Annotated in this window: 23 protein-coding genes; 10 read left to right on the forward strand and 13 right to left on the reverse strand. The window is 61.2% G+C overall.

What is annotated here, in order from left to right:
- The first annotated feature begins 2 nt into the window (after positions 1 to 2).
- Positions 3 to 260, forward strand: coding sequence for a hypothetical protein (locus HGP31_RS04815; RefSeq protein WP_020796706.1), 258 nt, complete (start codon positions 3 to 5; stop codon positions 258 to 260).
- A gap of 59 nt (positions 261 to 319) precedes the next feature.
- On the opposite strand, the gene HGP31_RS04820 is transcribed toward HGP31_RS04815, so the two are convergent.
- Both HGP31_RS04820 and norR read right to left on the reverse strand, forming a co-directional pair.
- A complete protein-coding gene (locus HGP31_RS04820) occupies positions 320 to 1,069 on the reverse strand; it encodes a YkgJ family cysteine cluster protein (protein WP_168757253.1) in 750 nt (249 codons plus the stop codon).
- A gap of 105 nt (positions 1,070 to 1,174) precedes the next feature.
- Positions 1,175 to 2,725, reverse strand: coding sequence for a nitric oxide reductase transcriptional regulator NorR (gene norR / locus HGP31_RS04825; RefSeq protein WP_020796708.1), 1,551 nt, complete (start codon positions 2,723 to 2,725; stop codon positions 1,175 to 1,177).
- A 155-nt stretch (positions 2,726 to 2,880) separates the two neighbouring features.
- On the opposite strand from norR, the gene hmpA reads away from it, so the two are divergent.
- Entirely contained in the window at positions 2,881 to 4,062 is a 1,182-nt protein-coding gene (gene hmpA / locus HGP31_RS04830) for an NO-inducible flavohemoprotein (RefSeq protein WP_020796709.1), read from the forward strand.
- A gap of 209 nt (positions 4,063 to 4,271) precedes the next feature.
- Here hmpA and HGP31_RS04835 read toward each other — a convergent pair whose 3' ends face one another.
- The 5 genes from HGP31_RS04835 to HGP31_RS04855 form a co-directional block, all read right to left on the reverse strand.
- Complete coding sequence (locus HGP31_RS04835) at positions 4,272 to 4,913, reverse strand: helix-turn-helix transcriptional regulator (protein ID WP_008054465.1); 642 nt, start codon at positions 4,911 to 4,913, stop codon at positions 4,272 to 4,274.
- A gap of 91 nt (positions 4,914 to 5,004) precedes the next feature.
- Entirely contained in the window at positions 5,005 to 6,132 is a 1,128-nt protein-coding gene (locus tag HGP31_RS04840) for an NAD(P)/FAD-dependent oxidoreductase (protein ID WP_168757254.1), read from the reverse strand.
- Between the two features lie 150 nt (positions 6,133 to 6,282).
- Positions 6,283 to 7,227: an ornithine cyclodeaminase family protein gene (locus tag HGP31_RS04845; protein ID WP_168757255.1), complete on the reverse strand. Its 945-nt coding sequence runs from the start codon at positions 7,225 to 7,227 to the stop codon at positions 6,283 to 6,285.
- A gap of 125 nt (positions 7,228 to 7,352) precedes the next feature.
- Positions 7,353 to 8,843 carry an ATP-dependent RNA helicase RhlB gene (rhlB, locus tag HGP31_RS04850; RefSeq protein WP_033044034.1) on the reverse strand — a complete coding sequence of 497 codons (1,491 nt, stop codon included), beginning with the start codon at positions 8,841 to 8,843 and terminating at the stop codon, positions 7,353 to 7,355.
- 98 nt (positions 8,844 to 8,941) lie between these two features.
- A complete protein-coding gene (locus tag HGP31_RS04855) occupies positions 8,942 to 9,598 on the reverse strand; it encodes an alpha/beta hydrolase (protein ID WP_168757256.1) in 657 nt (218 codons plus the stop codon).
- A 468-nt stretch (positions 9,599 to 10,066) separates the two neighbouring features.
- Between HGP31_RS04855 and HGP31_RS04860 the strand changes: the two genes are divergently transcribed.
- The 4 genes from HGP31_RS04860 (at position 10,067) to HGP31_RS04875 (ending at position 14,228) form a co-directional block, all read left to right on the forward strand.
- Positions 10,067 to 11,098 (forward strand): amino acid ABC transporter substrate-binding protein, encoded by a 1,032-nt coding sequence (locus HGP31_RS04860; RefSeq protein ID WP_020796717.1) that lies wholly within the window; start codon positions 10,067 to 10,069, stop codon positions 11,096 to 11,098.
- A 65-nt stretch (positions 11,099 to 11,163) separates the two neighbouring features.
- The gene (locus HGP31_RS04865) at positions 11,164 to 12,345 is read left to right on the forward strand and encodes an amino acid ABC transporter permease (RefSeq protein ID WP_020796718.1); all 1,182 of its coding nucleotides are present in this window, start codon (positions 11,164 to 11,166) and stop codon (positions 12,343 to 12,345) included.
- A gap of 10 nt (positions 12,346 to 12,355) precedes the next feature.
- The gene (locus tag HGP31_RS04870) at positions 12,356 to 13,453 is read left to right on the forward strand and encodes an amino acid ABC transporter permease (RefSeq protein WP_020796719.1); all 1,098 of its coding nucleotides are present in this window, start codon (positions 12,356 to 12,358) and stop codon (positions 13,451 to 13,453) included.
- Between the two features lie 10 nt (positions 13,454 to 13,463).
- Complete coding sequence (locus HGP31_RS04875; protein ID WP_007905492.1) at positions 13,464 to 14,228, forward strand: amino acid ABC transporter ATP-binding protein; 765 nt, start codon at positions 13,464 to 13,466, stop codon at positions 14,226 to 14,228.
- 953 nt (positions 14,229 to 15,181) lie between these two features.
- On the opposite strand, the gene HGP31_RS04880 is transcribed toward HGP31_RS04875, so the two are convergent.
- The gene (locus HGP31_RS04880; RefSeq protein WP_020800725.1) at positions 15,182 to 16,150 is read right to left on the reverse strand and encodes a LysR family transcriptional regulator; all 969 of its coding nucleotides are present in this window, start codon (positions 16,148 to 16,150) and stop codon (positions 15,182 to 15,184) included.
- Between the two features lie 183 nt (positions 16,151 to 16,333).
- On the opposite strand from HGP31_RS04880, the gene HGP31_RS04885 reads away from it, so the two are divergent.
- The 4 genes from HGP31_RS04885 to HGP31_RS04900 all read left to right on the forward strand — a co-directional run bounded on the left by HGP31_RS04885 (position 16,334) and on the right by HGP31_RS04900 (position 21,234).
- On the forward strand, positions 16,334 to 17,833 hold the full coding sequence (locus tag HGP31_RS04885; protein WP_168757257.1) for an efflux transporter outer membrane subunit: 1,500 nt from the start codon (positions 16,334 to 16,336) through the stop codon (positions 17,831 to 17,833).
- A gap of 139 nt (positions 17,834 to 17,972) precedes the next feature.
- Positions 17,973 to 20,165 (forward strand): FUSC family protein, encoded by a 2,193-nt coding sequence (locus HGP31_RS04890; protein WP_151140498.1) that lies wholly within the window; start codon positions 17,973 to 17,975, stop codon positions 20,163 to 20,165.
- Positions 20,155 to 20,355 (forward strand): DUF1656 domain-containing protein, encoded by a 201-nt coding sequence (locus HGP31_RS04895; protein ID WP_007896379.1) that lies wholly within the window; start codon positions 20,155 to 20,157, stop codon positions 20,353 to 20,355. Before HGP31_RS04890 ends, HGP31_RS04895 begins: the two co-directional genes overlap by 11 nt.
- Positions 20,356 to 20,379: 24 nt before the next feature.
- Positions 20,380 to 21,234: an efflux RND transporter periplasmic adaptor subunit gene (locus HGP31_RS04900; RefSeq protein WP_020800722.1), complete on the forward strand. Its 855-nt coding sequence runs from the start codon at positions 20,380 to 20,382 to the stop codon at positions 21,232 to 21,234.
- A 3-nt stretch (positions 21,235 to 21,237) separates the two neighbouring features.
- Here the strand turns inward: HGP31_RS04900 and HGP31_RS04905 are convergent, their stop codons facing one another.
- From HGP31_RS04905 to HGP31_RS04925, 5 genes are all read right to left on the reverse strand, one after another.
- The gene (locus tag HGP31_RS04905) at positions 21,238 to 21,627 is read right to left on the reverse strand and encodes a DUF4440 domain-containing protein (protein ID WP_168757258.1); all 390 of its coding nucleotides are present in this window, start codon (positions 21,625 to 21,627) and stop codon (positions 21,238 to 21,240) included.
- Positions 21,628 to 21,731: 104 nt separating this feature from the next.
- On the reverse strand, positions 21,732 to 22,556 hold the full coding sequence (locus HGP31_RS04910; RefSeq protein WP_151140504.1) for an SDR family oxidoreductase: 825 nt from the start codon (positions 22,554 to 22,556) through the stop codon (positions 21,732 to 21,734).
- Between the two features lie 33 nt (positions 22,557 to 22,589).
- Positions 22,590 to 23,054 carry a hypothetical protein gene (locus HGP31_RS04915; protein ID WP_033044341.1) on the reverse strand — a complete coding sequence of 155 codons (465 nt, stop codon included), beginning with the start codon at positions 23,052 to 23,054 and terminating at the stop codon, positions 22,590 to 22,592.
- A 291-nt stretch (positions 23,055 to 23,345) separates the two neighbouring features.
- Positions 23,346 to 24,797 (reverse strand): mannose-1-phosphate guanylyltransferase/mannose-6-phosphate isomerase, encoded by a 1,452-nt coding sequence (locus HGP31_RS04920; RefSeq protein ID WP_020796872.1) that lies wholly within the window; start codon positions 24,795 to 24,797, stop codon positions 23,346 to 23,348.
- Between the two features lie 219 nt (positions 24,798 to 25,016).
- On the reverse strand, positions 25,017 to 25,673 hold the full coding sequence (locus tag HGP31_RS04925) for an alginate O-acetyltransferase AlgF (RefSeq protein ID WP_042955313.1): 657 nt from the start codon (positions 25,671 to 25,673) through the stop codon (positions 25,017 to 25,019).
- Positions 25,674 to 25,676: the final 3 nt, after the last annotated feature.

Below are 25,676 nucleotides of genomic sequence, written 5' to 3' on the forward strand. Positions count from 1 at the left end.
TCATGACTTCCCCGAAACAACCGCCGGTAGCCGACGCCTTGAGCGACGAACAGGCAGAGCTGCCAGACAGCGTCGACTCCAGCGCTGACAGCGAGACCAAAACCGCAATCCCGGCGTTCAAGTTCCCGTTCAAGCCCGGTGAGCTGCAGGCCACTAAGGACGCCAGCCAGCCGTGGTACAAGAACGGCGCCAAGAATGGCCACACCAAGACGCCGGGGATGGCGCCTCCGGGGACACGCCGTTCGATGGGCAAGCGTTAGGTCTCAGGTTTATCCAGTGTGCTTCGCGAAGGGGCGAATACAGGTGTCGCCTGGTGGGCTCAAGCCGTTCGCAACGAAATGAAAGCATAGTGAGCGGGCGACTCGGTCGCCACCTGCGCACCCGCTGCCAATAGGGGGCCGGCGACATCGTCCCCCGACACATGAAACTGCCATTCGCTTTCCCACGCCGGTAACGTCTGTCCGGCCAATTCGTCGATGATCGTGGCGAACGCGGTCATGTCCGGCAGGTAAGCGGTAAACCCGTCGCCCTTGAGTGCAGTGGTTCGAATCTCCAATAGCGCGCATATCGCGTCCTTGACGTGGATGTCATCGCGATCCGCCTGGCGAGAGCGCTGGATCAGGTCCGCCAGTTGCGGATCCGCCAACTCGCCACCGACAATCAGCGGCGGTCCCTGTTCCCATGATTGCGGCGGACATTCCTTGGCCGCGATGTTCAGGGGAATGTGCGGATTGATCTCCATCGGATAGATGCGGCACACCAGCGGCCGGCGTTCATAGATGCGGCACAGGTTGTCCTGGTCAAGATGGCGGCAGGCGCCGGTGCTGTAGGCGGCAAAAGTGATGGCAACGAAAGCCTCGCAGATACCGCTGCGCACCACTGCCGAGCGCCGTGCGGCGTGCTCGCGTTGATGCGCCGACAGGCCCAGGCCATTGTTCAGGAAGGCTTCCACCAAAACGATGACCTGGCCACCGTCGGCCGCCCACATCCGGGCTTCTTGCAGGGTCAGGGGCACGTGGTGGTCATTGCAGCATTTGCCACAGCCTACACAGGAAAACGTCGTATTCATTGGGCGGTCAGTCGCATCCGGGGGCAGGCAGCGGCGACAGAATGTCGCCGCGAAGGTGGCTCTCGAAGCAAGTTATGCGCCACTCGCAACGATTGCCCCCGGTGCCTATTTCATCCCCAGGCGCTTGGCCATCCGCCCGAGATTGGCCCGATCCAGGCCCAGCTCGCGGGCAGCGCTCGCCCAGTTGTGGTGGTGTCGTTCAAGGCAAGCGCCGATCAATTGGCGCTGATAACGCTCGGTGGCTTCGCGCAAATCCCCGGTCACCGTTTCCACGGCCGCAGCGGTGGGTTGCTCGGCGCTGACTTCGACGTTGCCATGGGGCAGATCGAGGTCGGCGGCACTCAAGCTGAGAATTTTCGGTCGCTCCTTGCAGTTGCCCAGCGCCTTCAACGCGCTGCGGCCGATCAGGTGTTCCAGCTCGCGCACATTGCCGGGCCAGCCGTAGGCCAACAACGCCGCTTGGGCATCGGTGCTCAGGCGCAGGCTGTTGAGGCCCATGCGCGAGCGGTTCTGCTCGAGGAAGTAACCGCTGAGCAGCAACACATCTCGCCCACGGTCACGCAGTGCCGGTACCAGCAACGGGTAAACGCTGAGCCGGTGATAAAAATCGGCGCGGTAGCGACCACTGCGCACTTCTTCGGCCAAGTCGCGATTGGTCGCTGCGATCAGTCGCACATCGACCTGATGCTCCTTGTCCGAACCCAGCCGCTGTAGCTGACCGCTTTGCAGCACGCGCAGCAATTTGGCCTGCACGGTCAGCGACAGCTCGCCCACCTCATCCAGGAACAGCGTGCCGCCATTGGCTAGTTCAAACTTGCCGCGTCGGTCGTTCAGCGCCCCGGTGAAGGCCCCGCGGACGTGCCCGAACAGCTCGCTCTCCACCAGCGTATCCGGCAAGGCAGCACAGTTGAGGCTGATGATGGGTTTGTCGGCACGCGGCGAGGCGGCGTGGATAGCCTGGGCCACCAGCTCCTTGCCCACCCCGGTTTCCCCGGTGATCAGCACCGTCAGATCGCTGCCGCCCACCAGGTTGATCTCTTCCACCAGGCGTTTGTGCGCTTTGCTTTGACCAATCATTTCGCGGCTTTGCTGGCCGCTGGCCTGACGGTACACCTCGGCGCGCTGGTGTTCGTCTTCGACCCTGTTGTTCAAACGCTCGATACGTTCAGCGGCGTTGACGGTAGCCGCCGCGAGGCTGGCGAAGGCCTCCAGGGCATCCAGCTCGATCGGTTCGAACTGTTCCGGGTTGAGGGCGTCGAGTGTCAGCAGGCCCCACGGTCGCTCATCGATAAACAGCGGGCAACCCATGCAATCGTGGACTTCCAGATGATCGTCCAGGCCATCGACCAGGCCGTCATACGGGTCGGGCATATTGCTGTCAGCGGCAAACCGCGTGGGGCCGGTGCTGCTGAGCAGTGCCTCAAAACGTGGGTGTTCGCTGACCTTGAAGCGCCGGCCTAGGGTGTCGGTGCTCAAGCCATCGACAGCCAGCGGCACCAGCCATTCACCATCGAGGCGCAGCAGGGCGGCGGCATCACAGGGGAGCAGGGCGCGCATGGCTTCCAGCAAGCGTCGATAGCGTTCGCCCTCGGGGAGTTCGCGGGACAGGTCCGCCACCAGTGGCAACAGCGCAGTGAGCAAGGATTTTGCAGTCATAGTGACTCCGTGTAGTCGATAAGACTATAACCTGCTGTGTGTCGTAATGACTACTGTGCAATTAAGTAATTGATTTTTAAGGTTTTAATAGTTGGCACGGAAACTGATAAGTCTAAGGCAACTGTTAAAAAAACCCGTTGCCCAGGAGTCACCTTATGCTGAGCGTTCAAGACCGTGCCATCGTCAAGTCCACTGTGCCATTGCTTGAAAGCGGTGGCGAAGCGCTGATCACTCACTTCTACCGGATGATGTTGTCCGAATATCCGCAAGTCCGTCCTCTGTTCAACCAGGCTCACCAGGCCAGCGGTGACCAACCGCGCGCCCTGGCGAACGGTGTATTGATGTACGCCCGCCACATCGACCAGCTCGATCAGTTGGGCGACCTGGTGGCCAAGATCATCAACAAGCACGTGGCCCTGCAGATTCTGCCGGAACACTACCCGATTGTAGGTAGCTGCCTGCTGCGGGCCATTGCCGAGGTGCTGGGCGAAGAAATCGCCACGCCTGAAGTGATTGCGGCATGGGGAGCGGCTTACGGTCAACTGGCGGACATCCTGATCGGTGCCGAAACCAGCATCTACGACCAGAAAGAGCAGGCACCGGGCGGCTGGCGCGGGGCGCGGGAATTCATCGTGGCGGCCAAGGTCGAGGAAAGTGCGGAAATCACCTCTTTCTATTTCGAACCGGCTGACAAGGGGCCTATCCTCGCCGCCGAGCCAGGCCAGTACATCGGCATGAAACTGATCCTCGATGGCGAAGAGATTCGCCGCAACTATTCGCTGTCGGCGTTGGCGAACAAGGGCCAATACCGCATTAGCGTCAAGCGTGAAGATGGCGGGCGAGCCTCCAATCACTTGCACGATCAATTGCATGTAGGGGCGAGCATCCAGCTGTTCCCGCCATCGGGCGAGTTCACCCTGAGCGCCAGTGACAAACCGCTGGTGCTGATCAGCGGTGGCGTCGGCATCACCCCGACCCTGGCCATGCTGGAAGCGGCGCTGGAAACCGAGCGGCCGGTGCACTTCATCCACTGCGCGCGCAATGGCAGCGTCCACGCCTTCCGCGACTGGATCGACGGGCTGGCCGAGCGTCACCCGCAACTCAAGCGTTTCTACTGCTATGCCGAAGATGACGGTGTCAGCCCGGCAGCGCACAAGGTCGGGCTGTTGAGCCAGGAACAACTGGCCGCCTGGTTGCCCGAAGAGCGCGACCTGGATGCTTACTTCCTTGGGCCTAAAGGCTTCATGGCGGCGGTCAAGCGCCACCTCAAGGCGTTGGGCGTACCGGAAAAGCAGAGCCGCTACGAGTTCTTCGGCCCGGCTGCGGCGCTGGAATAACGAGGGGGCTGGGGACGCCCCATCTGTAGGAGCGAGCATGCTCGCGATGAACCTGAGGTCGCGGCGGGGTGTCAGGTTTCCCGCGTTATCGTTGACGACCATCGCGAGCATGCTCGCTCCTACAGATGAGCCTGAGGTCGCGGCGGGGTGTCGGGTTTCCCGCGTTATCGTTGGCGGCCGTGGCCCTTCGGTGTCTTGGTGTCAGTTGCTCAGCCTTTGAGTTCCTTCAAATGCTTGTACACCGTCGCCCGCCCCATGTTCAGTACATTGGCCACATAGTTCGATGCGCTCTTGCCCTTGAAGGCGCCTTCGGCGTGCAGGGCCAGTACCAGTTCTCGTTTGTGGTCGCGGGTGAGCAGGTTCAGGCTCAGTTGGCGTTCGCGCAGCCAGGCGTGGAGGAAGGTGTTGATCCGCTCCTGCCAGTCATCGCGAAACAGTGAATCGGGCTGCGGAATCAGCTTGGTCGGCGACAGGAACAAGTCCAGCGCGGCCTTGGCATTCTCGAACAGCGAAATATTCAGATTGATGCACAGCACCGCCAGCGGGTGTCCCTCGCGGTCGCGCAGCACGGTGCTGAGACTGCGAATCTTCTGACCATCCCAATTAAGCTTTTCGTAGGGCCCGATGTTGCGTTCGCTGACATCGTCGCTGAGCATGTCCTCCAGGGCCGAGTCGTCACCGATTTCCCGTTTCGACAGGTTGTTGGCGATGTAGTCGACTTTTTGCGTGCGCAAATCGTGCAGCACCACTTCGGCGTGGGGGAAAAACAGCGTGGCGATGGCATCGGCGATGGCCCGGAAGTTGTCCAGGGACGTCTCGTTCAGGACCGGATCTTGTTCAGGTGCGTTCATACAGTGGGGCTCCGGGCAGCTTCAGCGCCCCGTCAACCAGGACGCTGAAAGTGTGCCGCAATCGAATCGGCGCGTCACCTGAGGACTACATTCAACCCAGGCGGGCAGGGGACAGCATTCCGGCATTCAGGCCGAAGCGGGTAAGGGGTTCGGGCAGGGGTTCACCGCGTACGAGCGCGGCACTGGCCTGGCCCATGGCGGGCGAGGTCTGGATGCCGTAGCCGCCTTGTGCCGCCACCCAGAACAATCCCTGCACCTGCGGATCGAAACCGGACAGCAAGTCACCATCGCTGACAAAACTGCGCAGGCCGGCCCAGGTTCGGGTCGGGCGGCGGATGGTCAGGGTGGTGGCTTCCTCGATCTGGTAGATGCCCATGGCGATGTCCAGTTCTTCGGGCTGTACGTCGTGGGGTTCGACCGGGTCTGCGTTGGCCGGCGAGCCGAGGAACATTCCGGCATCGGGTTTCATATAGAAGGATTCGTCGAGGCTCACCAGCATCGGCCAATGGTGGATGTCCACGCCCTCGGGGCCGGCGAAGATGAAGGCCGCGCGGCGCTTGGGTTGCAGGCCCAGGGGCCGGGCGCCGGCCATTTCACCGATCTTGTCGGCCCAGGCGCCGGCGGCGTTGATGATGACCGGCGCGCTGAAGGTCTGACCCTGGGTTTGTACTTGCCACAAGCCTGCGGCATCGCGGCTCAGGCTCAGGACTTCGCTGTCGGTATGGACTTCGCCCTGGTTGCGGCGGATGCCACGCAGGTAGCCCTGATGCAGGGCATCGGTGTCGATGTCGCTGGCGGTCGGATCGTAGATCGCGCCGTGGACTTTTTCCCGGCGCAGGATCGGCACGCGCACGCAGGCCTCATCGGCGCTCAGCAATTGCATTTCAGGGACCGTGGCTTTGGCGCTCAGGTATTGATTGTTCAGTTCGGCCGGGTCGCCGGTAAAGTCCACGGTCATCTCGCCGCGCGGGGTCAGCAGCGGGTGTTCGCAGAAACCGCTTGGCGGATTGTCGAAGAAGTCGCGGCTGGCCTGGGTTAACGCACGCACCTGAGGTGTTCCGTAGGCGGCGGTGTACAGCGCCGCGGAACGACCGGTGGAGTGATAGGCCGGGTGGGACTCGCGTTCGAGCACGATCACGCGACTGTGCTGCGACAGCCAGAAACCGGTGGAAGCGCCGGCAATCCCGCCGCCGATGATGATGAAGTCTGCCTGGCTCATGAACGTCTCCTGATGGGGCGCAAATGCCAATGTTGTCGAGATTCTCTGTGGGAGCGAGCCTGCTCGCGAAAGCGTCGTATCAGTCAACATCAACGTTGAATGAAAGATCGTATTCGCGAGCAGGCTCGCTCCCACAAGTGGACTGGGGTGTCAGGGGTGCAAGCGGTAGATGGCATGGGCCAGCGCAATGTCCTCCAGACCGAGGCCGATCGAGCGGAAGAACACATGACGCTCATATTCGGGGCGCTGCACTTTCTCGCTCAGCAGGTCGGCCAAGTCGCCAACAATCGCACTTTTATCCCAGCCATGCTGCTCGCCTGCAATCAGCATCTCACCGGCCGAACCCGGGGTGGTCAGGCGGTAGTCGCAAAATACCTGCATGTCATTGAGGCTCTGCGGCGGCACCTCGTGGGCGCGTGGCGCGTTGGTGCTGATGGAGGTGATCAACGCCGGTTTACTCAGGCTCGACGGATCGATCACCGGACCTGCGGACGAGGTGCAGAGCATGACAACATCCGCGTCACTGATGGCGGCCTCGAGACTTTGCGCGATGGTCAGGCGCGGCTCGATGGTTTTCAGCAGGCTCACCGTTTCAAGGTCTTCACTCAGGCTCGGCGAGTACAGGCTGATGCTTTGCCAGTCGCGCAGGCCTTTCACGTAATGCAGGTGCGCCTGGGCCACTTTGCCGCTGCCGATGATTGCCAGGCGATTGGCGGTGAGCGGCGCGAGGGCATCGACCGCCACGGCGGTGGTTGCAGCGGTGCGGGCCGTGGTCAGTTCGCCCGCATCGCAAAGCATCAGCGGCTGCCCGGTTTGCATCGACATCAACAACGTCCACGCCGTTACCAATGGCCCCTGTTCACGGACGATGTATGGCGAAGTCTTGATTCCGTACACGCCGTCTTCGGCCAGCACGCCCAGGTAATTGATGAAGTCGCCGGCACCCTGTGGAAACTCCACCAGTTGCTGTGCCGGCTGCACCGCTTGCCCGGCGGCCAGGTCGCGGAATAGCTTGCGCAGGATTTGCGGCACGTCCACCTGTGCCAGCAACTCGCGGGCCTGGGTCTGATTGATCACGTAAGGGGTGCTGGGCATGGTCGGCTCCGGGCGCTGGAATGTAAACTAATTTGTCTATTATGGACTTTTAGATATCTCTGGCAATCTCCGGGCGAAAAAAAAGCGCAGTCCGTTTCCGGCTGCGCTTGTTACTGCAAGGGGGCTCAGTGCGGCCGCTTGCGCTCAACCGCCCGCAATAGATGCGTCGGCGGTGTTTCACAGCTGATCTTGCGCCCCAGTTTTTCCTCGATAGCCGGTAGCTGGTAGGAGTCGTCTTCACCGGCAAAACTGATGGAAACGCCGTCGGCGCCGGCACGGCCGGTACGGCCGATGCGATGCACGTAGTCGTCCGGGACTTCCGGCAGGGTGAAGTTGATCACGTGGCTGATGCCGTCGATGTGGATACCGCGACCTGCCACGTCGGTGGCGACCAGCACGCGGATCTTGCCTTCGCGGAAACCTTCCAGGGTCTTGATGCGCTTGTGTTGCGGCACATCACCCGATAGCTGCGCGGCGTTGACCCCGTCGCGTACCAGGCGTTCTTCGATGCGGCGTACTTCATCCTTGCGGTTGGCGAAGACGATGACCCGCTCCCAGCCGTTGTCGGTGACCAGGTTGTAGAGCAGTTTGTATTTGTCGGCACCGGCCACCGCGTAGATGTGCTGCTCGACGTTTTCGCTGGCCACATTCTGCGACTCGATCTCGACGATGGCCGGGTCGGTGGTCCACTGCTTGGCCAGGTTCATCACGTCATCGGTGAAGGTCGCCGAGAACAGCAGCGTTTGACGCTCATTCTTCGGCGGGGTCTGGCGAATGATCTGGCGCACCTGCGGGATGAAGCCCATGTCGAGCATGCGGTCGGCTTCGTCCAGCACCATCACTTCGACCATGTCCAGGTGCACGTCGCCGCGCTGGTTGAAGTCCAGCAGGCGACCCGGGGTGGCCACGAGAATGTCGCAATGGCGAGCCTCGAGGTGCTTGAGCTGCTTGTCGAAGTCCATGCCGCCCACAAACGTCATGACGTTCAGGCCGGTGTACTTGGTCAGGTCCGCCGCGTCCTTGGCGATCTGCACCACCAGTTCGCGAGTCGGTGCGATGATCAGCGCGCGCGGCTCACCCATGTAGCGCTCTTTCGGCGGCGGGGTCTGCAGCAGCTGGGTGATGATCGATATCAGGAATGCCGCAGTCTTGCCGGTACCGGTCTGCGCGCGGCCGATGGCGTCTTTGCCGGCGAGGGTGAAGCCCAGCACCTGGGCCTGGATCGGCGTGCAGTACGGAAAGCCCAGGTCCTGGATGGCGTGCATCAGTTCGGGGGCGAGTTTGAAATCGTGGAAACGGGTCTTGCCTTCCTGGGGTTCGACGACAAAGTCTTCGAGTTTCCACGGGATGACCGGCGCTTTCGGCTTCGGTTCGCGGCGGGGTTTGGCGGGTTTCGGCGTTTCGCTGTGTGGCTGCTCGGGGGCAGTGACCACCGCAGGTTGGACGGCCGCCGTGCTCGCGGGCTCATGTTTCGGTGCCGCGACGGCAGCGGTACGGCCAGGCTGACTACCGTCGGTGCGGTGGCTGGGGGCGTGAGAAGGAGCGCTGGGGACTGGCGCGAGTTGCTCAGTCTCGCTTTTACCGAACATTTTCTTGAGTGCTTTGAGCACGGTCATCTCATCAATTGGTTAAGGAATGTACGCCGGCCAGTGTAATGCAAGAATCGGGCGCGGCGTAGAGGGATGGATCAAAGGGCGTTTTTAAACGTCATTGTTTACCGCAGGCGCTCGTCGAGCCACACGCCGATGTCGCGAATTTCCTCAGGTAACACTTCATGGCCCATTGGGTATTCCTGCCATGTCACGGTGACACCACGCTGTTTCAAATGCTCGTAGGCGCTACGTCCCATCGAGTTCTGCACCACGTCATCGTACTGCCCGTGCAGCGAAAGCACCGGAATGCGCTGCTGGCTGGCAGACAGTTCCAGCGCGTCGCTGAAGGTCGGTGCATAAGTCGAGAGGGCAAGTACGCCACCCAGCGGGCCCTGCCATTTCAGAAACGCGGTGTGTAGAACCACGGCGCCGCCCTGGGAAAAGCCGGCGAGAAAAATTCGCGAAGCGTCTATTCCGGTGGCGCGCTGCTGTTCGAGCAATTCGATTATCCAGTTGGCCGACTCTTCCAGCTGCTCGCGATTGATCGCCCGTGCCGGGCTCATGGCCAATATGTCGTACCAGCTCGGCATCTCGTAACCGCCATTGATGGTGACGGCGCGGGTCGGTGCCTGGGGCAAGACGAAACGTGTACTCAGCAAAGTCTCCTGCAGGGCTTCGACCACCGGCAGGAAGTCGTATCGATCGGCGCCCAGGCCGTGGAGCCAGATAACGCAGGCATCTGCGGTCTTGATGGGTTCAAGAATCAAAGGGTTGGTCATGGCTGCTCCAAACATGTGCGGGCGCTCTCATTGAGTGCGAGGTCTGAGGGCGTCTCTGGTTGATCAGTTACGAAGATGTCGCAAGGTTACAAGTTTTGCTATTGACCTGTCGCTTAACCGCTTAAGCGGTCGGTGTGGTACGGGCTTTGCTATACGCAAGCTGGTACGAAAATCCCACATCTGTCGGTAACACTATCAGGCCATTGTTGGCAGTGGGATAGCAAAAAAATCCGGTAATGGATGTTCGCCAATGGCCGCTACGGGCTTCGCGAACGAGAAAGGGCTACAGCCCGTTCGGCCGATTGGTGAGAAGTGAGTTGTCCTTTATATGGATTTTCTCCTACTAGACTCATGGCTACGGTCCTACGTCGGTTGACCCTATAAAAAGCCAACAAGGGTCACCAACGCCTCAAAAGGGTGCGACTGGACTCACGCTCCGACACAACAAGAGCAAAACTGGAGGTTTGAATGAAGATGTTGAAATCCACCCTGGCAGTCGTGACTGCAGCCGCGGTACTCGGCGTCAGTGGGTTCGCTCAGGCGGGCGCGACCCTGGATGCAGTACAGAAGAAAGGTTTCGTACAGTGCGGCGTCAGCGATGGCCTGCCTGGCTTCTCGGTTCCAGATTCCACCGGCAAGATCGTCGGTATCGATGCAGACTACTGCCGTGCCGTGGCCGCTGCCGTATTCGGCGACGCGACCAAGGTCAAGTTCAGCCAGTTGAACGCCAAGGAGCGTTTCACCGCGCTGCAGTCCGGCGAGATCGACATCCTGTCGCGCAACACCACCATGACCAGCTCCCGTGACGCGGGCATGGGTCTGAAATTCCCTGGCTTCATCACTTACTACGATGGCATCGGCTTCCTGGTCAACAACAAGCTGGGCGTCAAGAGCGCCAAAGAGCTGGATGGCGCGACCATCTGCATCCAGGCCGGTACCACCACCGAACTGAACGTTTCCGACTACTTCCGTGGCAACGGTCTGAAATACACCCCGATCACTTTCGACACCTCCGACGAGAGCGCCAAGTCGCTTGAATCCGGTCGTTGCGACGTACTGACCTCCGATAAGTCCCAACTGTTTGCCCAGCGCAGCAAGCTGGCCTCGCCGAAGGACTACGTGGTGCTGCCGGAAACCATTTCCAAGGAACCACTGGGCCCGGTCGTGCGTAACGGCGACGACGAGTGGCTGGCCATCGTGCGCTGGGTTGGCTACGCCATGCTCAACGCTGAAGAAGCCGGCATCACCTCGAAAAACGTCGAAGCCGAAGCCAAGGCCACCAAGAACCCGGACGTCGCTCGACTGCTGGGCACTGACGGTGAATACGGCAAAGACCTGAAAGTGAAGAAAGACTGGGTCGTGCAGATCGTCAAGCAAGTCGGCAACTACGGTGAAGTGTTCGAGAAAAACCTCGGCAAGAGCACTCCGCTGGAGATCGACCGCGGGCTGAACGCCTTGTGGAACGCTGGCGGCATTCAATACGCACCACCAGTGCGCTGATGGTTCTATCACCCGGTGGGCCAACCACCGGGTGATGTTCTGTTCCATTCTTTGCGGGGCACTTCATGCAAAATTCAATCGGCGCACCAAAGCAGAGGCTCAGCCTCAGCGATCCACGAGTGCGTGCGTGGGTATTCCAGATCATCACCATTATCGGGGTGGTCTCGCTAGGCTGGTATCTGTTCGACAACACACAGACCAACCTGCAACACCGGGGCATTACCTCCGGTTTTGACTTTCTGGAGCGCAGTGCCGGGTTCGGCATCGCCCAACACCTGATCGACTACACCGAAGCGGACAGCTATGCCCGGGTGTTTGTCATCGGCTTGCTAAACACCTTGCTGGTGACCTTCATCGGCGTGATCCTGGCGACGATCCTCGGTTTCATCGTCGGCGTGGCCCGACTGTCGAAGAACTGGATCATCGCCAAGCTGGCGACCGTGTACGTGGAGGTTTTCCGCAACATTCCGCCTCTGCTGCAGATCCTGTTCTGGTACTTCGCGGTGTTCCTGACCATGCCGGGGCCGCGCAACAGCCACAACTTCGGCGACACCTTCTTCGTCAGCAGCCGCGGCCTGAACATGCCGGCGGCGCTGATGGCCGATGGTTTCTGGGCGTTCGTGATCAGCATCGTCGTGGCCATTGTCGCCATCGTGCTGATGACCCGCTGGGCCAACAAGCGCTTTGAAGCCACGGGCGAGCCGTTCCACAAGTTCTGGGTTGGCCTGGCGTTGTTCCTGGCGATCCCGGCGCTGTGCGTGTTGATCTTCGGTGCGCCAGTGCACTGGGAAATGCCCAAGCTGCAAGGCTTCAACTTCGTCGGCGGCTGGGTACTGATCCCGGAACTGCTGGCCTTGACCCTGGCGCTCACGGTGTACACCGCAGCGTTCATCGCCGAGATCGTGCGTTCGGGCATCAAGTCGGTCAGCCACGGCCAGACCGAAGCTGCGCATTCGCTCGGCCTGCGCAACGGTCCGACCCTGCGCAAGGTGATCATCCCGCAAGCCCTGCGCGTGATCATTCCGCCGCTGACCAGCCAATACCTGAACCTGGCGAAGAACTCCTCGCTGGCGGCCGGTATCGGGTATCCGGAGATGGTCTCGCTGTTCGCAGGCACGGTGCTCAACCAGACCGGCCAGGCGATCGAGGTGATTGCCATCACCATGAGCGTTTACCTGGCGATCAGTATCAGCATTTCCCTGCTGATGAACTGGTACAACAAGCGCATTGCGCTGATCGAGCGGTAAGGAATAGCGCATGAGTACTCATACTTTCAAACCCGACATGCCACCGCCGGCCAAGGTCTTCGGCCCGATGGCGTGGATACGCGCGAACATGTTCTCCAGCTGGCTCAACACCCTGCTGACCTTGTTCGCGTTCTACCTGATCTACCTGGTGATACCGCCGATCCTGAGCTGGGCAATCATCGATGCCAACTGGGTGGGCACCACCCGCGCCGACTGCACGAAGGAGGGCGCCTGCTGGGTGTTCATCCAGCAGCGCTTCGGCCAGTTCATGTACGGCTATTACCCGCCGGAACTGCGCTGGCGCGTCGACCTGACGGTGTGGCTGGCGGTCATTGGCGTGGCACCGTTGTTCATCTCGCGCTTTCATCATAAAGCCGTGTATGGCCTGAGCTTCCTGGTGCTGTACCCGATCATTGCCTGGTGCCTGCTGCACGGCGGCGTCTTTGGCCTGACCCAAGTGGCGACCAGCCAATGGGGCGGCCTGATGCTGACCCTGGTGATCGCCACCGTCGGTATTGCCGGTGCGTTGCCCCTGGGGATTGTCCTGGCATTGGGCCGACGTTCGAACATGCCGGCAATTCGCGTGGTCTGCGTGACCTTCATCGAATTCTGGCGCGGCGTGCCGTTGATCACGGTGCTGTTCATGTCCTCGGTGATGCTGCCGTTGTTCCTGCCTGAAGGCATGAACTTCGACAAATTGCTGCGGGCGCTGATCGGCGTGATCCTGTTCCAGTCGGCCTACGTGGCCGAAGTGGTGCGTGGCGGCCTGCAAGCGATCCCTAAAGGACAGTACGAAGCGGCCGCGGCAATGGGCCTGGGCTACTGGCGCAGCATGGGCCTGGTGATTCTGCCGCAAGCCCTGAAGCTGGTGATCCCCGGCATCGTCAACACCTTCATCGCGCTGTTCAAGGACACGAGCCTGGTGATCATCATCGGCCTCTTCGACCTGCTCAACAGCGTCAAGCAAGCCGCCGCCGACCCGAAATGGCTGGGCATGGCCACTGAAGGCTATGTGTTCGCGGCCCTGGTGTTCTGGATTTTCTGTTTTGGTATGTCGCGCTATTCCATGCATCTGGAACGCAAGCTCGACACTGGCCACAAGCGTTAGGAGTTCTGTAATGAGCGAAGCAATCAAGAAGCCTGTGAGCCCTGAAGGCATTATCCAGATGCAGGGCGTGAACAAGTGGTACGGTCAGTTCCACGTACTCAAGGACATCAACCTCAACGTCAAGCAGGGCGAGCGGATCGTCCTGTGCGGGCCGTCGGGTTCGGGCAAATCCACCACTATCCGCTGCCTCAATCGCCTGGAAGAACACCAGCAGGGCCGCATCGTGGTCGATGGCGTGGAACTGACCAACGACCTCAAGCAGATCGAAGCGATCCGTCGTGAAGTCGGCATGGTGTTCCAGCATTTCAACCTGTTCCCGCACCTGACCATCCTGCAGAACTGCACCCTGGCGCCAATGTGGGTGCGCAAGATGCCCAAGCGCAAGGCCGAGGAAATCGCCATGCATTACCTGGAGCGCGTGCGCATTCCGGAGCAGGCGCACAAATACCCGGGGCAACTGTCCGGCGGCCAGCAGCAGCGCGTGGCGATTGCCCGGGCGCTGTGCATGAAACCGAAAATCATGCTGTTCGACGAGCCGACTTCGGCGCTCGATCCGGAGATGGTGAAGGAGGTGCTCGACACCATGATCGGCCTGGCCGAAGACGGCATGACCATGCTCTGCGTAACCCACGAAATGGGCTTCGCCCGCACCGTGGCCAATCGCGTGATCTTCATGGACAAGGGCGAAATCGTCGAGCAGGCGGCGCCGAACGACTTCTTCGACAACCCGCAGAACGAGCGCACCAAGCTGTTCCTGAGCCAGATCTTGCATTGATCTAGCCCAGGCCATAAAAAACCGGCCTCGGCAGTAATGCTGTTCTTTAGGTTGGTGGCATTTGGATTGGGTGTATATCCATTGCTGCGGTAACGGCGGCCTATGGTTTCGCTCTTACAGCGAGTCACTTGGAAGCACGGAACGCCGCCCGGCCCCAAGTAACCAAGGGCTCTTGCCCCTGGCGTTCGGTGCCTCGCTAATGCTCGGCATACCCTCGCTCCGGTCCTGCTCCGTGGGCCCGCCGCGATGGGCCATCCTTGGCCCAGCGCGGCTAAACCGGCATCCCTGCCGGTTTACCCACTGCGCAGAACCTCCACTCGGCCTCTCGATGGGGCAAGAAAATCAAAAGCGAAATCAAACGCAAAAGCGAGGCGGCCTTACAGCCGACCTGATCGGGAGCCGTACGTGTTCCTCCTGTAGGAGCCAGGCCTGCCGGCAAAGAACGATAACGCGGTACAACAGATACACCGCGGCGCCTGGTTCGCCGGCAAGTCGGATCGCCGCACCGCTGGCTCCTACAGGGGGCTGGGGGTATCCGCAAAGATCAGGTCGGCTGTAAGGCCGCCTCGCTTTGCTTTGGATTTGGGTGCCCCGTTAACCACGATGGCCGAACGCAGGCATTGCGCAGTGGGTAAACCGGCAGGACGCCGGTTTAGCCGCGCTGGGCCAGGGATGGCCCATCGCGGCGACCCACGGAGCAATGCCTTCGTTCTGGCATGCCGAGCCCTAGCGAGGCACCGAGTGGTGGGGCAAAGCCTTTTGGTTCCTTTTTGCTGGGCCGGCACTCCGGCGTTTGAAAAAGGGACTCGCCGTAAGGGCGAAACCATAAGCGGCCGTTACCGCAGCAATGGATATCCCCCCAATCCAGTCCTTAAATACAACCCCATGCTTAAGTGAACAGCAGCTTTACGGACCAGGTCCGGGTTTTTAATCGCCATTCGTTCAAGTACGTCTCAGTTTGCCACTCGCGCCCCGGCGAGACTGCCGCTCAATTCATACGCCGCCAATTCCGCCTGATGCGCCGCCAGCAGCTCCGGCAACGACCCGCGCAGGTACTCCACCCAAGTCTTGATCTTCGCATCCAGGTACTGCCGCGACGGATAGATCGCGTACAGGTTCAGCTCCTGCGAGCGGTACTTGGGCATCACCCGCACCAGCGTGCCGTTACGCAAACCGTCGATCGCGGCGTACAGCGGCAGTACACCGACGCCCATGCCACTGGTGATCGCGGTTTTCATCGCATCGGCCGAGTTCACCAGAAACGGCGAGCTGTTGATGGTGACCATTTCCTGCCCGTCGGGACCGTCGAAGGCCCATTTTTCCAGGGGGATGACCGGGCTCACCAGGCGCAGGCACGCGTGGTTCAGCAGGTCGCTGGGTTTTTGCGCGCAACCGTTGGCTTTAACGTAGGCCGGCGACGCGCAAACGATGCTGTAGGTGATTCCCAGGCGCTGGGAAACGAAGCCCGAATCCGGCAGTTCGCTGGCGAGCACGATGGACACGTCGTAGCCCTCGTCCAGCAGGTCCGGCACGCGGTTGGCCATGGTCAGGTCGAACGTCACGTCCGGGTGGGTCTTGCGATAGCGGGCGATGGCGTCGATCACGAAGTGCTGGCCGATACCGGTCATGGTGTGCACCTTGAGCTGCCCGGCCGGGCGCGCGTGGGCATCGCTGGCTTCGGCTTCGGCTTCTTCCACGTACGTCAAAATCTGCTCACAGCGCAGCAAATAGCGCTTGCCGGCTTCCGTCAGGGCGATGCGTCGTGTCGTTCGGTTGAGCAGACGGGTTTGCAGGTGGGCTTCCAGGTTGGAGACCGCGCGCGAGACGTTGGCCGTGGTGGTGTCCAGTTGCACCGCGGCGGCGGTGAAGCTGCCGGCCTCGGCCACGTAACTGAAGGCGCGCATGTTTTGCAATGTGTCCATGGGGTGCTCTCGGGTTCGATGGCAAATTGTGACACGAAGTTTCAGGGGCGGAGACCCCTACAAAGGGATTATCGCGTTAACGGTAACAAAGATTCACAGGAATCCCAGCTTATCGCGTTGAAAACCCACCCCTAGAATTGCGCCGTCCCCCTCCTATGTTCCCCACCTCAGGAATTTTCAGCAGTGCCGCGTCGCATCAGCAGAGCGCTTCAACCCCTCAGTATTCTGGCTTTAACCCTGGTAATCAGCGGCTGCATCGGAACCGGAGGTATCGCCCCGCAGGGCAAGGCGCTGGAGGCTGATTCGCTGGCCACCGACGAAGCCATCCAGAGCGCCGCGCAGGATGCGCATTGGCCCACCGCTCAATGGTGGCAGGCTTATGGCGATCCGCAACTGAATCGCTGGATCGACCTCGCCGTGCAAGGCAGCCCGACCATGGCCATGGCCGCCGCGCGGGTGCGTCAGGCCAATTCCATCGCCGGTGTGGCCGAGTCGGCCGAGTCGTTGCAGATCAACGGCCAATCCACCCTCAAGCGCCACAACTGGCCCACCGATCAGTTCTACGGCCCCGGCGATCTGGCCAACAGCACGACCTGGGACAACAACGCCGCGCTGGGCTTCAGTTACGCCCTCGACCTCTGGGGTCGTGAAAGCAATGCCACCGAGCGCGCCGTGGACATTGCCCACATGACCGTCGCCGAAGCGCGTCAGGCGCAGCTCGAATTACAGAACAACATCGTGCGCGTCTACATCGAGCTCTCGTTGCATTACGCGCAGCGGGACATCGTCGAAGCGACATTGAAGCAACAACAGCAAATCCTGGATCTGGCGCACAAGCGCCTGAACGGCGGCATCGGGACCCATTTCGAAGTCAGCCAGGCCGAGACGCCCCTGCCGGAAACCCATCGCCAGATCGATGCTCTGGACGAGGAAATCGCCCTGAGCCGTAACCAACTGGCCGCACTCGCAGGCTTTGGGCCGGGGCAGGGGGCGCAATTGCAACGGCCGACCCTGTCACTGGGTGCAGCGCTCAAACTGCCGTCGTCGTTGCCGGCGCAGTTGCTCGGGCAACGTCCGGACGTTGTCGCCAGCCGCTGGCAAGTGGCGGCGCAAGCACGGGGCATCGACGTGGCGCATGCAGGCTTCTATCCCAACGTCGATCTGGTCGGCAGCCTGGGCTACATGGCCACCGGTGGCGGGGCGCTGGAGTTCCTGACCGGCAGGAAGCTCAACTACAGCGTCGGCCCGGCGATATCCCTGCCGATCTTCGACGGCGGCCGTTTGCGCGCGGAGCTGGGCGAGGCTTCGGCGGGTTATGACATTGCCGTGGCCAAGTACAACCAGACCCTGGTCAATGCCCTGAAGAACATCTCTGACCAGTTGATTCGTCGCGAGTCCATGGACAAGCAGCAGGCCTTCGCCGCCGAGTCGGTTGCCACTGCACAGAGAACCTATGACATCGCGACGATCGCTTATCAGCGCGGGCTCACCGATTACCTCAACGTGCTCAATGCGCAGACGCTGTTGTTCAAGCAGCAGCAGGTGCAGCAGCAGGTGCAGGCAGCGCGCCTCAGCGCCCATGCCGAGTTGGTGACGGCGTTGGGCGGCGGGCTCGGTGCAGGCAACGATGTGCCGAAAGACAGCCAGACCGCTGCACCGAAAACCCCGGTCCTTTTGCGTTGAACATAACCCCAGTGGGAGCGAGCCTGCTCGCGAAGAGGCCTTGTCAGTCAAAGAAGTTGTCGCCTGACACACCGCTTTCGCGAGCAGGCTCGCTCCCACAGGTACTGAGTCTGACCTTTTATCCAATGAGCAGGATCTGATGACGCCCTTGCCCGCACCCTTGCGCTGGCTGTACTCCCTTGAATGGCGCCGGGGTTTCTTCGACTGGGCACGCAGCGACGGCGTGACCTGGGTCTACATTTTCAAGGTATTGATCGCAGCCTTCCTGACCCTGTGGCTGGCCATGCGCCTGGAATTGCCGCAGCCGCGAACGGCGATGATCACCGTGTTCATCGTCATGCAGCCGCAAAGCGGCCAGGTGTTCGCCAAGAGTTTCTATCGCTTTCTGGGCACCTTGGCCGGTTCGACGGTGATGGTGGCGTTGATCGCCCTGTTTGCGCAGAACACCGAACTGTTCCTCGGTTCGCTGGCGATCTGGGTGGGTATCTGCTCGGCCGGCGCGGCGCGTTGCCGCAACTTCCGCGCCTACGGCTTTGTGTTGGCCGGCTACACCGCCGCGATGGTCGGGTTGCCAGCGCTGGCCCATCCAGACGGTGCGTTCATGGCGGCGGTCTGGCGGGTGCTGGAAATCTCCCTGGGGATTCTCTGCGCGACCCTGGTCAGCGCCGCGATCTTGCCGCAAACCGCCAGTGCCGCGATGCGCAATGCCTTGTATCAGCGCTTCGGGGTATTTGCCCTGTTCGTCACCGATGGTTTGCGCGGTCGCAGTCAGCGCGAGGCCTTCGAGGCCGGTAACGTGCGCTTCATCGCCGAAGCGGTGGGCCTGGAAGGGCTGCGCAGCGTCACCGTGTTCGAAGACCCGCACATGCGTCGGCGCAACGGTCGGCTCAGCCGCTTGAACAGCGAGTTCATGGGGATCACCACGCGTTTCAACGCCTTGCACCAGTTGCTCGAACGCCTGCGCAGCAGTGACACCGATCACGCCGTGGCGGCCATCAAACCAGGCTTGCAAGACCTCGCCGAACTGCTCGATGGCTTTAGCGGCCGTGCGCTGACCAGTGCCGACGCGGCGCGCCTGGTCACTGCGCTGACAGCCTACAAGGCCGGTTTGCCGGCGCGGGTACGAAGCCTGCGCGCGATCTTCCAGGAGGGCGGTCCGAGCGATGCCGAGCTGCTGGACTTCCACACGGCGTACGAATTGCTCTATCGCTTCGTCGACGACTTGCACAGTTATGCACAGACCCACGCATCCCTGGCCGATCACAGCCATGAACGCGAGCGCTGGGACGAACCGTTCACACCGCAAACCAACTGGCTGGTGTCGGCCGCCTCGGGGATTCGGGCCGCATTCATCCTGGTGGTGCTGGGCAGTTATTGGGTGGCGACGGCATGGCCGAGCGGGGCGACCATGACATTGATCGCCGCCGCCACCGTCGGCTTGTCCGCCGCCACGCCGAACCCCAAGCGCATGGCGTTCCAGATGGCCTGCGGGACGTTTCTCGGGGCGCTGATCGGTTTCGTCGAGATGTTTTTTATCTTCCCCTGGATCGACGGCTTCCCGTTGCTGTGTGTGATGCTCGCACCGGTGATCGTGCTCGGTTCATTCCTGAGCTCGCGGCCGCAATATGCCGGTGTCGGCCTCGGCTTGCTGATCTTCTTCAGCACCGGTTCGGTGCCGGACAACCTCACGGTCTACAACCCGTACACCTTCATCAACGACTACATCGCCATGGTGCTTGGCATGCTGGTGTGCGCGGCGGCCGGCGCGATCATTCTGCCGCCGAACAGTCGCTGGCTGTGGCGGCGCCTGGAGCAGGACTTGCGTGGCCAGGTGGTCTACGCCATCAGCGGCAAGCTCAAGGGGCTGGCGTCGCGTTTCGAAAGCCGCACCCGCGACCTGGTGCATCAGGCCTACGGCTTCGCGGCGGGGCAGCCACAGGTCCAGCGCGATCTGCTGCGCTGGATGTTCGTGGTACTGGAGGTCGGGCACGCCATCATCGAGTTGCGCAAGGAGCAGGCGATCCTGCCGGTGCATCCGGCGTACGCCGAGTCCCAGCCATGGCGCCAGTCGATCCGTGTGATGGGCCGTTCGCTGGTGCGGCTGTTCCTGCAACCGGGCCAGAGCAATCTGGAGCGCGCCCTGATCGCCGTCGATCACGCCATCAGCCGCGTACAAGCTACCGACGAACCCTTTGCCCCGCACTTCGACACGTCGGCGCTGCGCCGGGTCAAGAGCTACCTGCACTTTATCCGCACCTCGTTGCTCGACCCGCAATCACCGCTCACCGCCTACGCCAATACCAAGCCCAAAGGACTTGAACATGCCTCGTGAAATCGCCTTCCACGGCGTGTACATGCCGACCATGACCCTGATGTTTTTCATCGCGGCGGCGTTGGCCTGGGCACTGGACCGATTTTTGTCCGGCTTCGACCTGTACCGCTTCTTCTGGCACCCGGCGCTGCTGCGCCTGAGCCTCTTTACCTGTCTGTTCGGCGCCCTGGCGCTGACTGTCTACCGTTGACTCTCTACCACTGAGAATGCCCTGATGAAAAAGCTTTTCAGCCTACTCGCGACCTTGTTGGTGCTGGCCCTCGCGATATGGATCGGTCGCTCCCTGTGGGAGCACTACATGAACACCCCCTGGACCCGCGATGGCCGGGTGCGCGCCGACATCATCAACGTTGCCGCCGATGTCACGGGCGAAGTAGTGAACGTGCCCGTGCGCGATAACCAGTTGGTGAAGAAGGGCGACTTGCTGATGCAGATCGACCCCGAGCACTACCGCCTCGCGGTCAAGCAGGCGCAGTCATTGGTGGCGTCGCGCAAGGCCACCTGGGAGATGCGCAAGGTCAATGCCCATCGCCGCGCCGATATGGACAACCTGGTGATCTCCAGGGAAAACCGCGACGACGCCAGCAACCTCGCCGACTCGGCCCTGGCCGACTACCAGCACGCCCAGGCCCAACTGGAAGCCGCCGAACTCAACCTCAAGCGCACTGAAGTGCGTGCAGCCGTCGACGGCTACGTGACCAACCTGAATGTGCATCGCGGCGATTACGCGCGCATCGGCGAAGCGAAGATGGCCGTGGTCGACATGAACTCGTTCTGGGTCTACGGCTTCTTCGAAGAAACCAAACTGCCCCACGTGCGCGTGGGCGATAAGGCCGACATGCAACTGATGAGCGGTGAAGTGCTCAAGGGCCATGTGGAAAGCATCTCGCGAGGCATCTACGACCGCGACAATCCGGAAAGTCGCGAGCTGGTTGCCGACGTGAATCCGACCTTCAACTGGGTGCGCCTGGCGCAGCGCGTGCCGGTGCGGATTCACATCGATGAAGTGCCGGAGGGCGTGCTGTTGGCGGCGGGGATTACCTGTACGGTGGTTGTCAACGCATTGTAGGTTTCAACAAAACGTCTCATGCAGATGCCGCCAAAGAATCTTGCCTTCTACCTTCTCGAACACCACGGTCGAGCGGCGATCGGAATGCAGGCCGGTGGCATCGGTCTGTTGTTCTCGGTAACTCACGATTGCGCCGCCGTTGTGCAAGGCAATGCCGCTCAACTCGCCAAGTTCGATGCGCAACCCAAGCTTCTTGCCTGCGGCCATCAGGAACAACTCGTTCAACGCATCGAAATCCAGCACCCGGCCCAACGGCGAGACCATGGAAAACTGTGGCGAAAAACGCCTTAGTAATTGTTCGAGTTCGGCCGGGTCGCGTTCCTTGGCCAGCCATTGTTCGATGGCGACGTGCGCCTGGATCACTTCGTCGAAGTATTCGTTGTAGTCGGTCATGTTTGATTCCTTGAATTCTGTGGAGTCTGTTTTGGCGCCTTCGCGAGCAGGCTCGCTCCCAGAGGTCATGCACAGGGCTTGCCCGCGAAGGTGTCGACCCGGGCTCAGAGCTGCCCGCGCAAGCCGAACCGCTTCATCAACGCCGACTCCAGCAAGCCCTTGGGCAACAACCCTGCCATCAACGGCAATGCCCGGCTGCCATTGCCCAATCGAAGCAGGCGCGGTGGCTTGCTCTGCTGCACGGCCTTGAGCAATCCGGCGGCAAACTCACTGGCCGGTGTCGGGTTGTCCTGGGAGGCCTTGGCCCGTGCCCGGATACCTTCGCGCAACGGGAACCACGGCGATTGTTCGCTGATCAACTGCTCGGCTTCGTGGCCGGCATTCTTGGCGAAACTGGAGGCGATGGCACCGGGCTGGACTTCCATGACCCGCACCCCAAAGGGTGCCAGTTCCATGCGCAAGGCATCGCTCAGGGCATGCACCGCGGCTTTGGACGCGCAGTAAGCACCTGCAAACGGCGTGACCAGCACCCCCGAAACGCTGCCGATGTTCACCACGATGCCTTTGGCCCGTCGCAACACGGGAAACAACGCACGGGTCACGCCAACGATGGCGAACACGTTGGTTTCGAACTGACGCTGCATCGCCTGCACACCGCCATCGAGCAACGGCCCCATGGCGCCGTAGCCGGCGTTGTTGACCAGCACATCGAGGCCGCCATGTTGCTGGTTGATGCGTTCGCTCAACTGTTCGAGTGCCTGGCCATCGTTGACGTCCAGTTGCACGGCGATAAAACCGGCCGCGGTCAGCGCTGCGACATCTTCAGCCTTGCGGGCGCTGGCCCAGACTTCGTAGCCAGCAGCCTTGAACGCATCGGCGAGGGCGCGGCCGATGCCGCTGGAACATCCGGTAATCAACGCAACGGGCATGGCGCGGTCCTTGTGCGGAAAGGTAAGGTGAGGTCAGTCCGAGAAACTACCCTGCAAACGCTCGGCGCGAAACTCCAAAGTTTCCGGGCGATAGCCGGGCCGCAGGGGCGGCAGCGGCAAGCAGTCTTCCCAGTTGCCACCGGCCTGCAATTCGCCAGGTCCGCGGTAGCGTGGGGCGGTGTACTGATTGTCGGCGAGATTGACCGTGTCGCCCGGTGCATAAGCGGCAACACGCCAGCGCAATTCGGTCAGCGGTACATCGTTGCCGTTGTTCAGGGTCAGTTGCAGCGGTCGGTCTGCCGGGCAGTGTTGCGGTGCGTAGCTGATGCGCAATTCCAGGCGCTCCAGTTGCTTGAGCTCGCGGTGGTCCATCCAGATGACCCAGGTAGCGACGATGCCCAGGCCCAAGGCAGCCGCCATGGACACCGGCAAGGCCTTGGCCGGATAGCGCAGCAACAGGATCAGCCAGGTGATGACCAGCAGGACACCGATGAACATGATGCGCAAACCTCGGGGGGATAGAGGGTCATCCTACCTAAGCGTGGGGGAGGTTGGCGATGGGTGAGATTTGCGGTGGATGTGCTGGCCCCTTCGCGAGCAGGCTCGCTCCCACAGTGGACCGGAGTTGACCACAAAGTTTGTGACCGACTCAAAACCCTGTGGGAGCGAGCCTGCTCGCGAAGGGGCCAGGTCTGACAACACAAAACCCCGGAAAAAAAAGCCCCCGCCCAACTCACTGCGGATAGGGGACGCAGTGAACCGGGCGGGGGCTTTTATTTCAGCGCTCGCTTACTGCGCGATGGTCTTTACCGAAACGCCACTCTCGATCGGCGCGGTGCGACCGTAGATATCTTCAAAGCGCTGGATATCGTCTTCGCCCAGATAGCTGCCCGATTGCACTTCGATGATCTCAAGCGGAATCTTGCCCGGGTTGCGCAAACGGTGAACCGAAGCGATCGGAATGTAGGTCGACTGGTTTTCGGTCAACAGGAACACATTCTCATCGCAGGTCACTTCAGCCGTGCCGCTGACAACGATCCAGTGCTCGGCGCGGTGGTGGTGCATCTGCAGCGACAGGCACGCGCCCGGCTTGACCGAGATGTGCTTGACCTGGAAGCGCCCGCCCATGTCCACCGAGTCGTAGGAGCCCCATGGACGATAGACTTCGCAGTGGTTCTGGGTTTCGCTGCGGCCCTGTTCGTTGAGGGTGTTGACCATCTGCTTGACGCCCTGGACCTTGTCCTTGTGGACAATCATCATGGCGTCCTTGGTCTCGACCACGACGATGTTTTCCAGGCCGATCACCGAGACCAGCTTGCCGTTGCCGTGGATCATGCAATTCTTGCTGTCCTGGATCACCACGTCGCCTTTGGTGACGTTGCCATTGGCATCTTTTGCGTTCACTTCCCACAACGACGACCAGCAGCCGACATCACTCCAGCCTGCAGTCAATGGCACGACGCAGGCGCGCTGGGTCTTTTCCATCACCGAATAGTCGATGGAATTGTCCGGGCAGCAGGCGAACGTGGCTTCGTCGATGCTGACGGTGTCGGCGTCTTGAGCGCTGCGCTCCAGGGTCAACAGGCAGGTGTCATAGATATCCGGGTCGTGTTTCTTCAGCTCTTCGAGGAAGCGGCTGGCGCGGAACAGGAACATGCCGCTGTTCCAGAAGTAACCGCCGGACTGGACATATTCGGTGGCGCGTTTGACGTCCGGTTTTTCGACGAAGTGCGAAACGCGGCTGACGCCTTCGGGCAGCAGCGAATCGTTGGTCGACTTGATGTAGCCATAACCGGTTTCCGGTTTGGTGGCCGGTACGCCGAACAGCACCATTTCGCCGTTTTCGGCGGCGACGGTGGCCAACGCCAGGGCGCGTTGCAGGGCTTTCTGGTCTTCCAGCACGTGGTCGGCCGGCAGTACCAGCATCAGCTCGTCGCGACCTTCGTTGACCAGCATCATCGCGGTCAGGGCCACGGCCGGCGCAGTGTTGCGGCCGAACGGTTCCATCAGGATGCGCTGGGTTTCCAGTTTGCGAGCGGCCAGTTGCTCGTTGACGATGAAGCGATGGTCCTTGTTGCAGACCACGATCGGTGTGTCCATACCGTCGAACACCAGGCGTTCCAGGGTTTGCTGGAACAGGGTGTGCTCGCCGGTCAGGGCCAGGAACTGTTTCGGGAATTGCTTACGGGAAAGCGGCCAAAGACGTGAGCCACTACCACCTGACAAGATCACCGGAATCATGTTTGTTACTCCTTGAAAATCGTTTGGTTAGAGCTACGAACGCTGTGTCGTTTCACTCTTGTTCTTGTTCCGTGTCCAAAGGCTGACTGTCCTGGGTAGGAGCTGCCGAAGGCTGCGATCTTTTGATCTTTGACGTTCTTGAAAATCATTGAAGATCAAAAGATCGCAGCCTGCGGCAGCTCCTACAGGGGACTGTGTTTCATCCTCTGGAAAAAATGATTAGCGCGTCGATACCGGGCGTTTTACCCAGACCGGCGACAGGCTGCTGCCGCTGCCGGTGACGTACAGCACCGCGGCTTCACCGCGTTCCAGGGCGACTGGCTTCACGTCGCCAACTTTCGTTGCGCCATCGTATAGCGCCAGGCTGACCTTCACCGGGTTGATTTCACGCTCGCCACGGCCCTTGGCGGCCACGTTCGGGACCACGTCGGTCTTGCCGTCGGCGGTTTTCAGGGTCAGCGCCTTGTCGCTGAGGTTCTGCACGCGTACCAGGGATTTCTGCTTGTTCCGGAACGGCGGCTCTTCGATCAGTTGCGGGGCGCCGCTGGCGTTGTTGACCAGGGTGTAATAGTGGTCGCCGGCCAGTTTCACCGGCAGCGTCTGGCTGCCGACCTTGGCGCTGTAGTCACCGCCCGGCATGAAGCTGAAGTCGCTGCTGGACAGTGGCGCGACATCGCTCAGGTTGGTGCTGCCGACGGTGGCGCTGACTTCGGCGTTACTGGCATTGTAGATGCGCACGAAGGACGAGCCTTTTGGTGCGGTCGGGCCGTACAGCGCGGCGTCGCCAGCGGCGAACGCTTGCATCGAAAGCACGCTCATACCAGCAACCAGAGCAAAAGTCTTGGCGAGACGGCGAGGAGTAGTCTTGAAAGTCATGGT

The sequence above is a fragment of the Pseudomonas umsongensis genome (assembly GCF_012647205.1).
GTDB classification, from domain to species: domain Bacteria; phylum Pseudomonadota; class Gammaproteobacteria; order Pseudomonadales; family Pseudomonadaceae; genus Aquipseudomonas; species Aquipseudomonas umsongensis.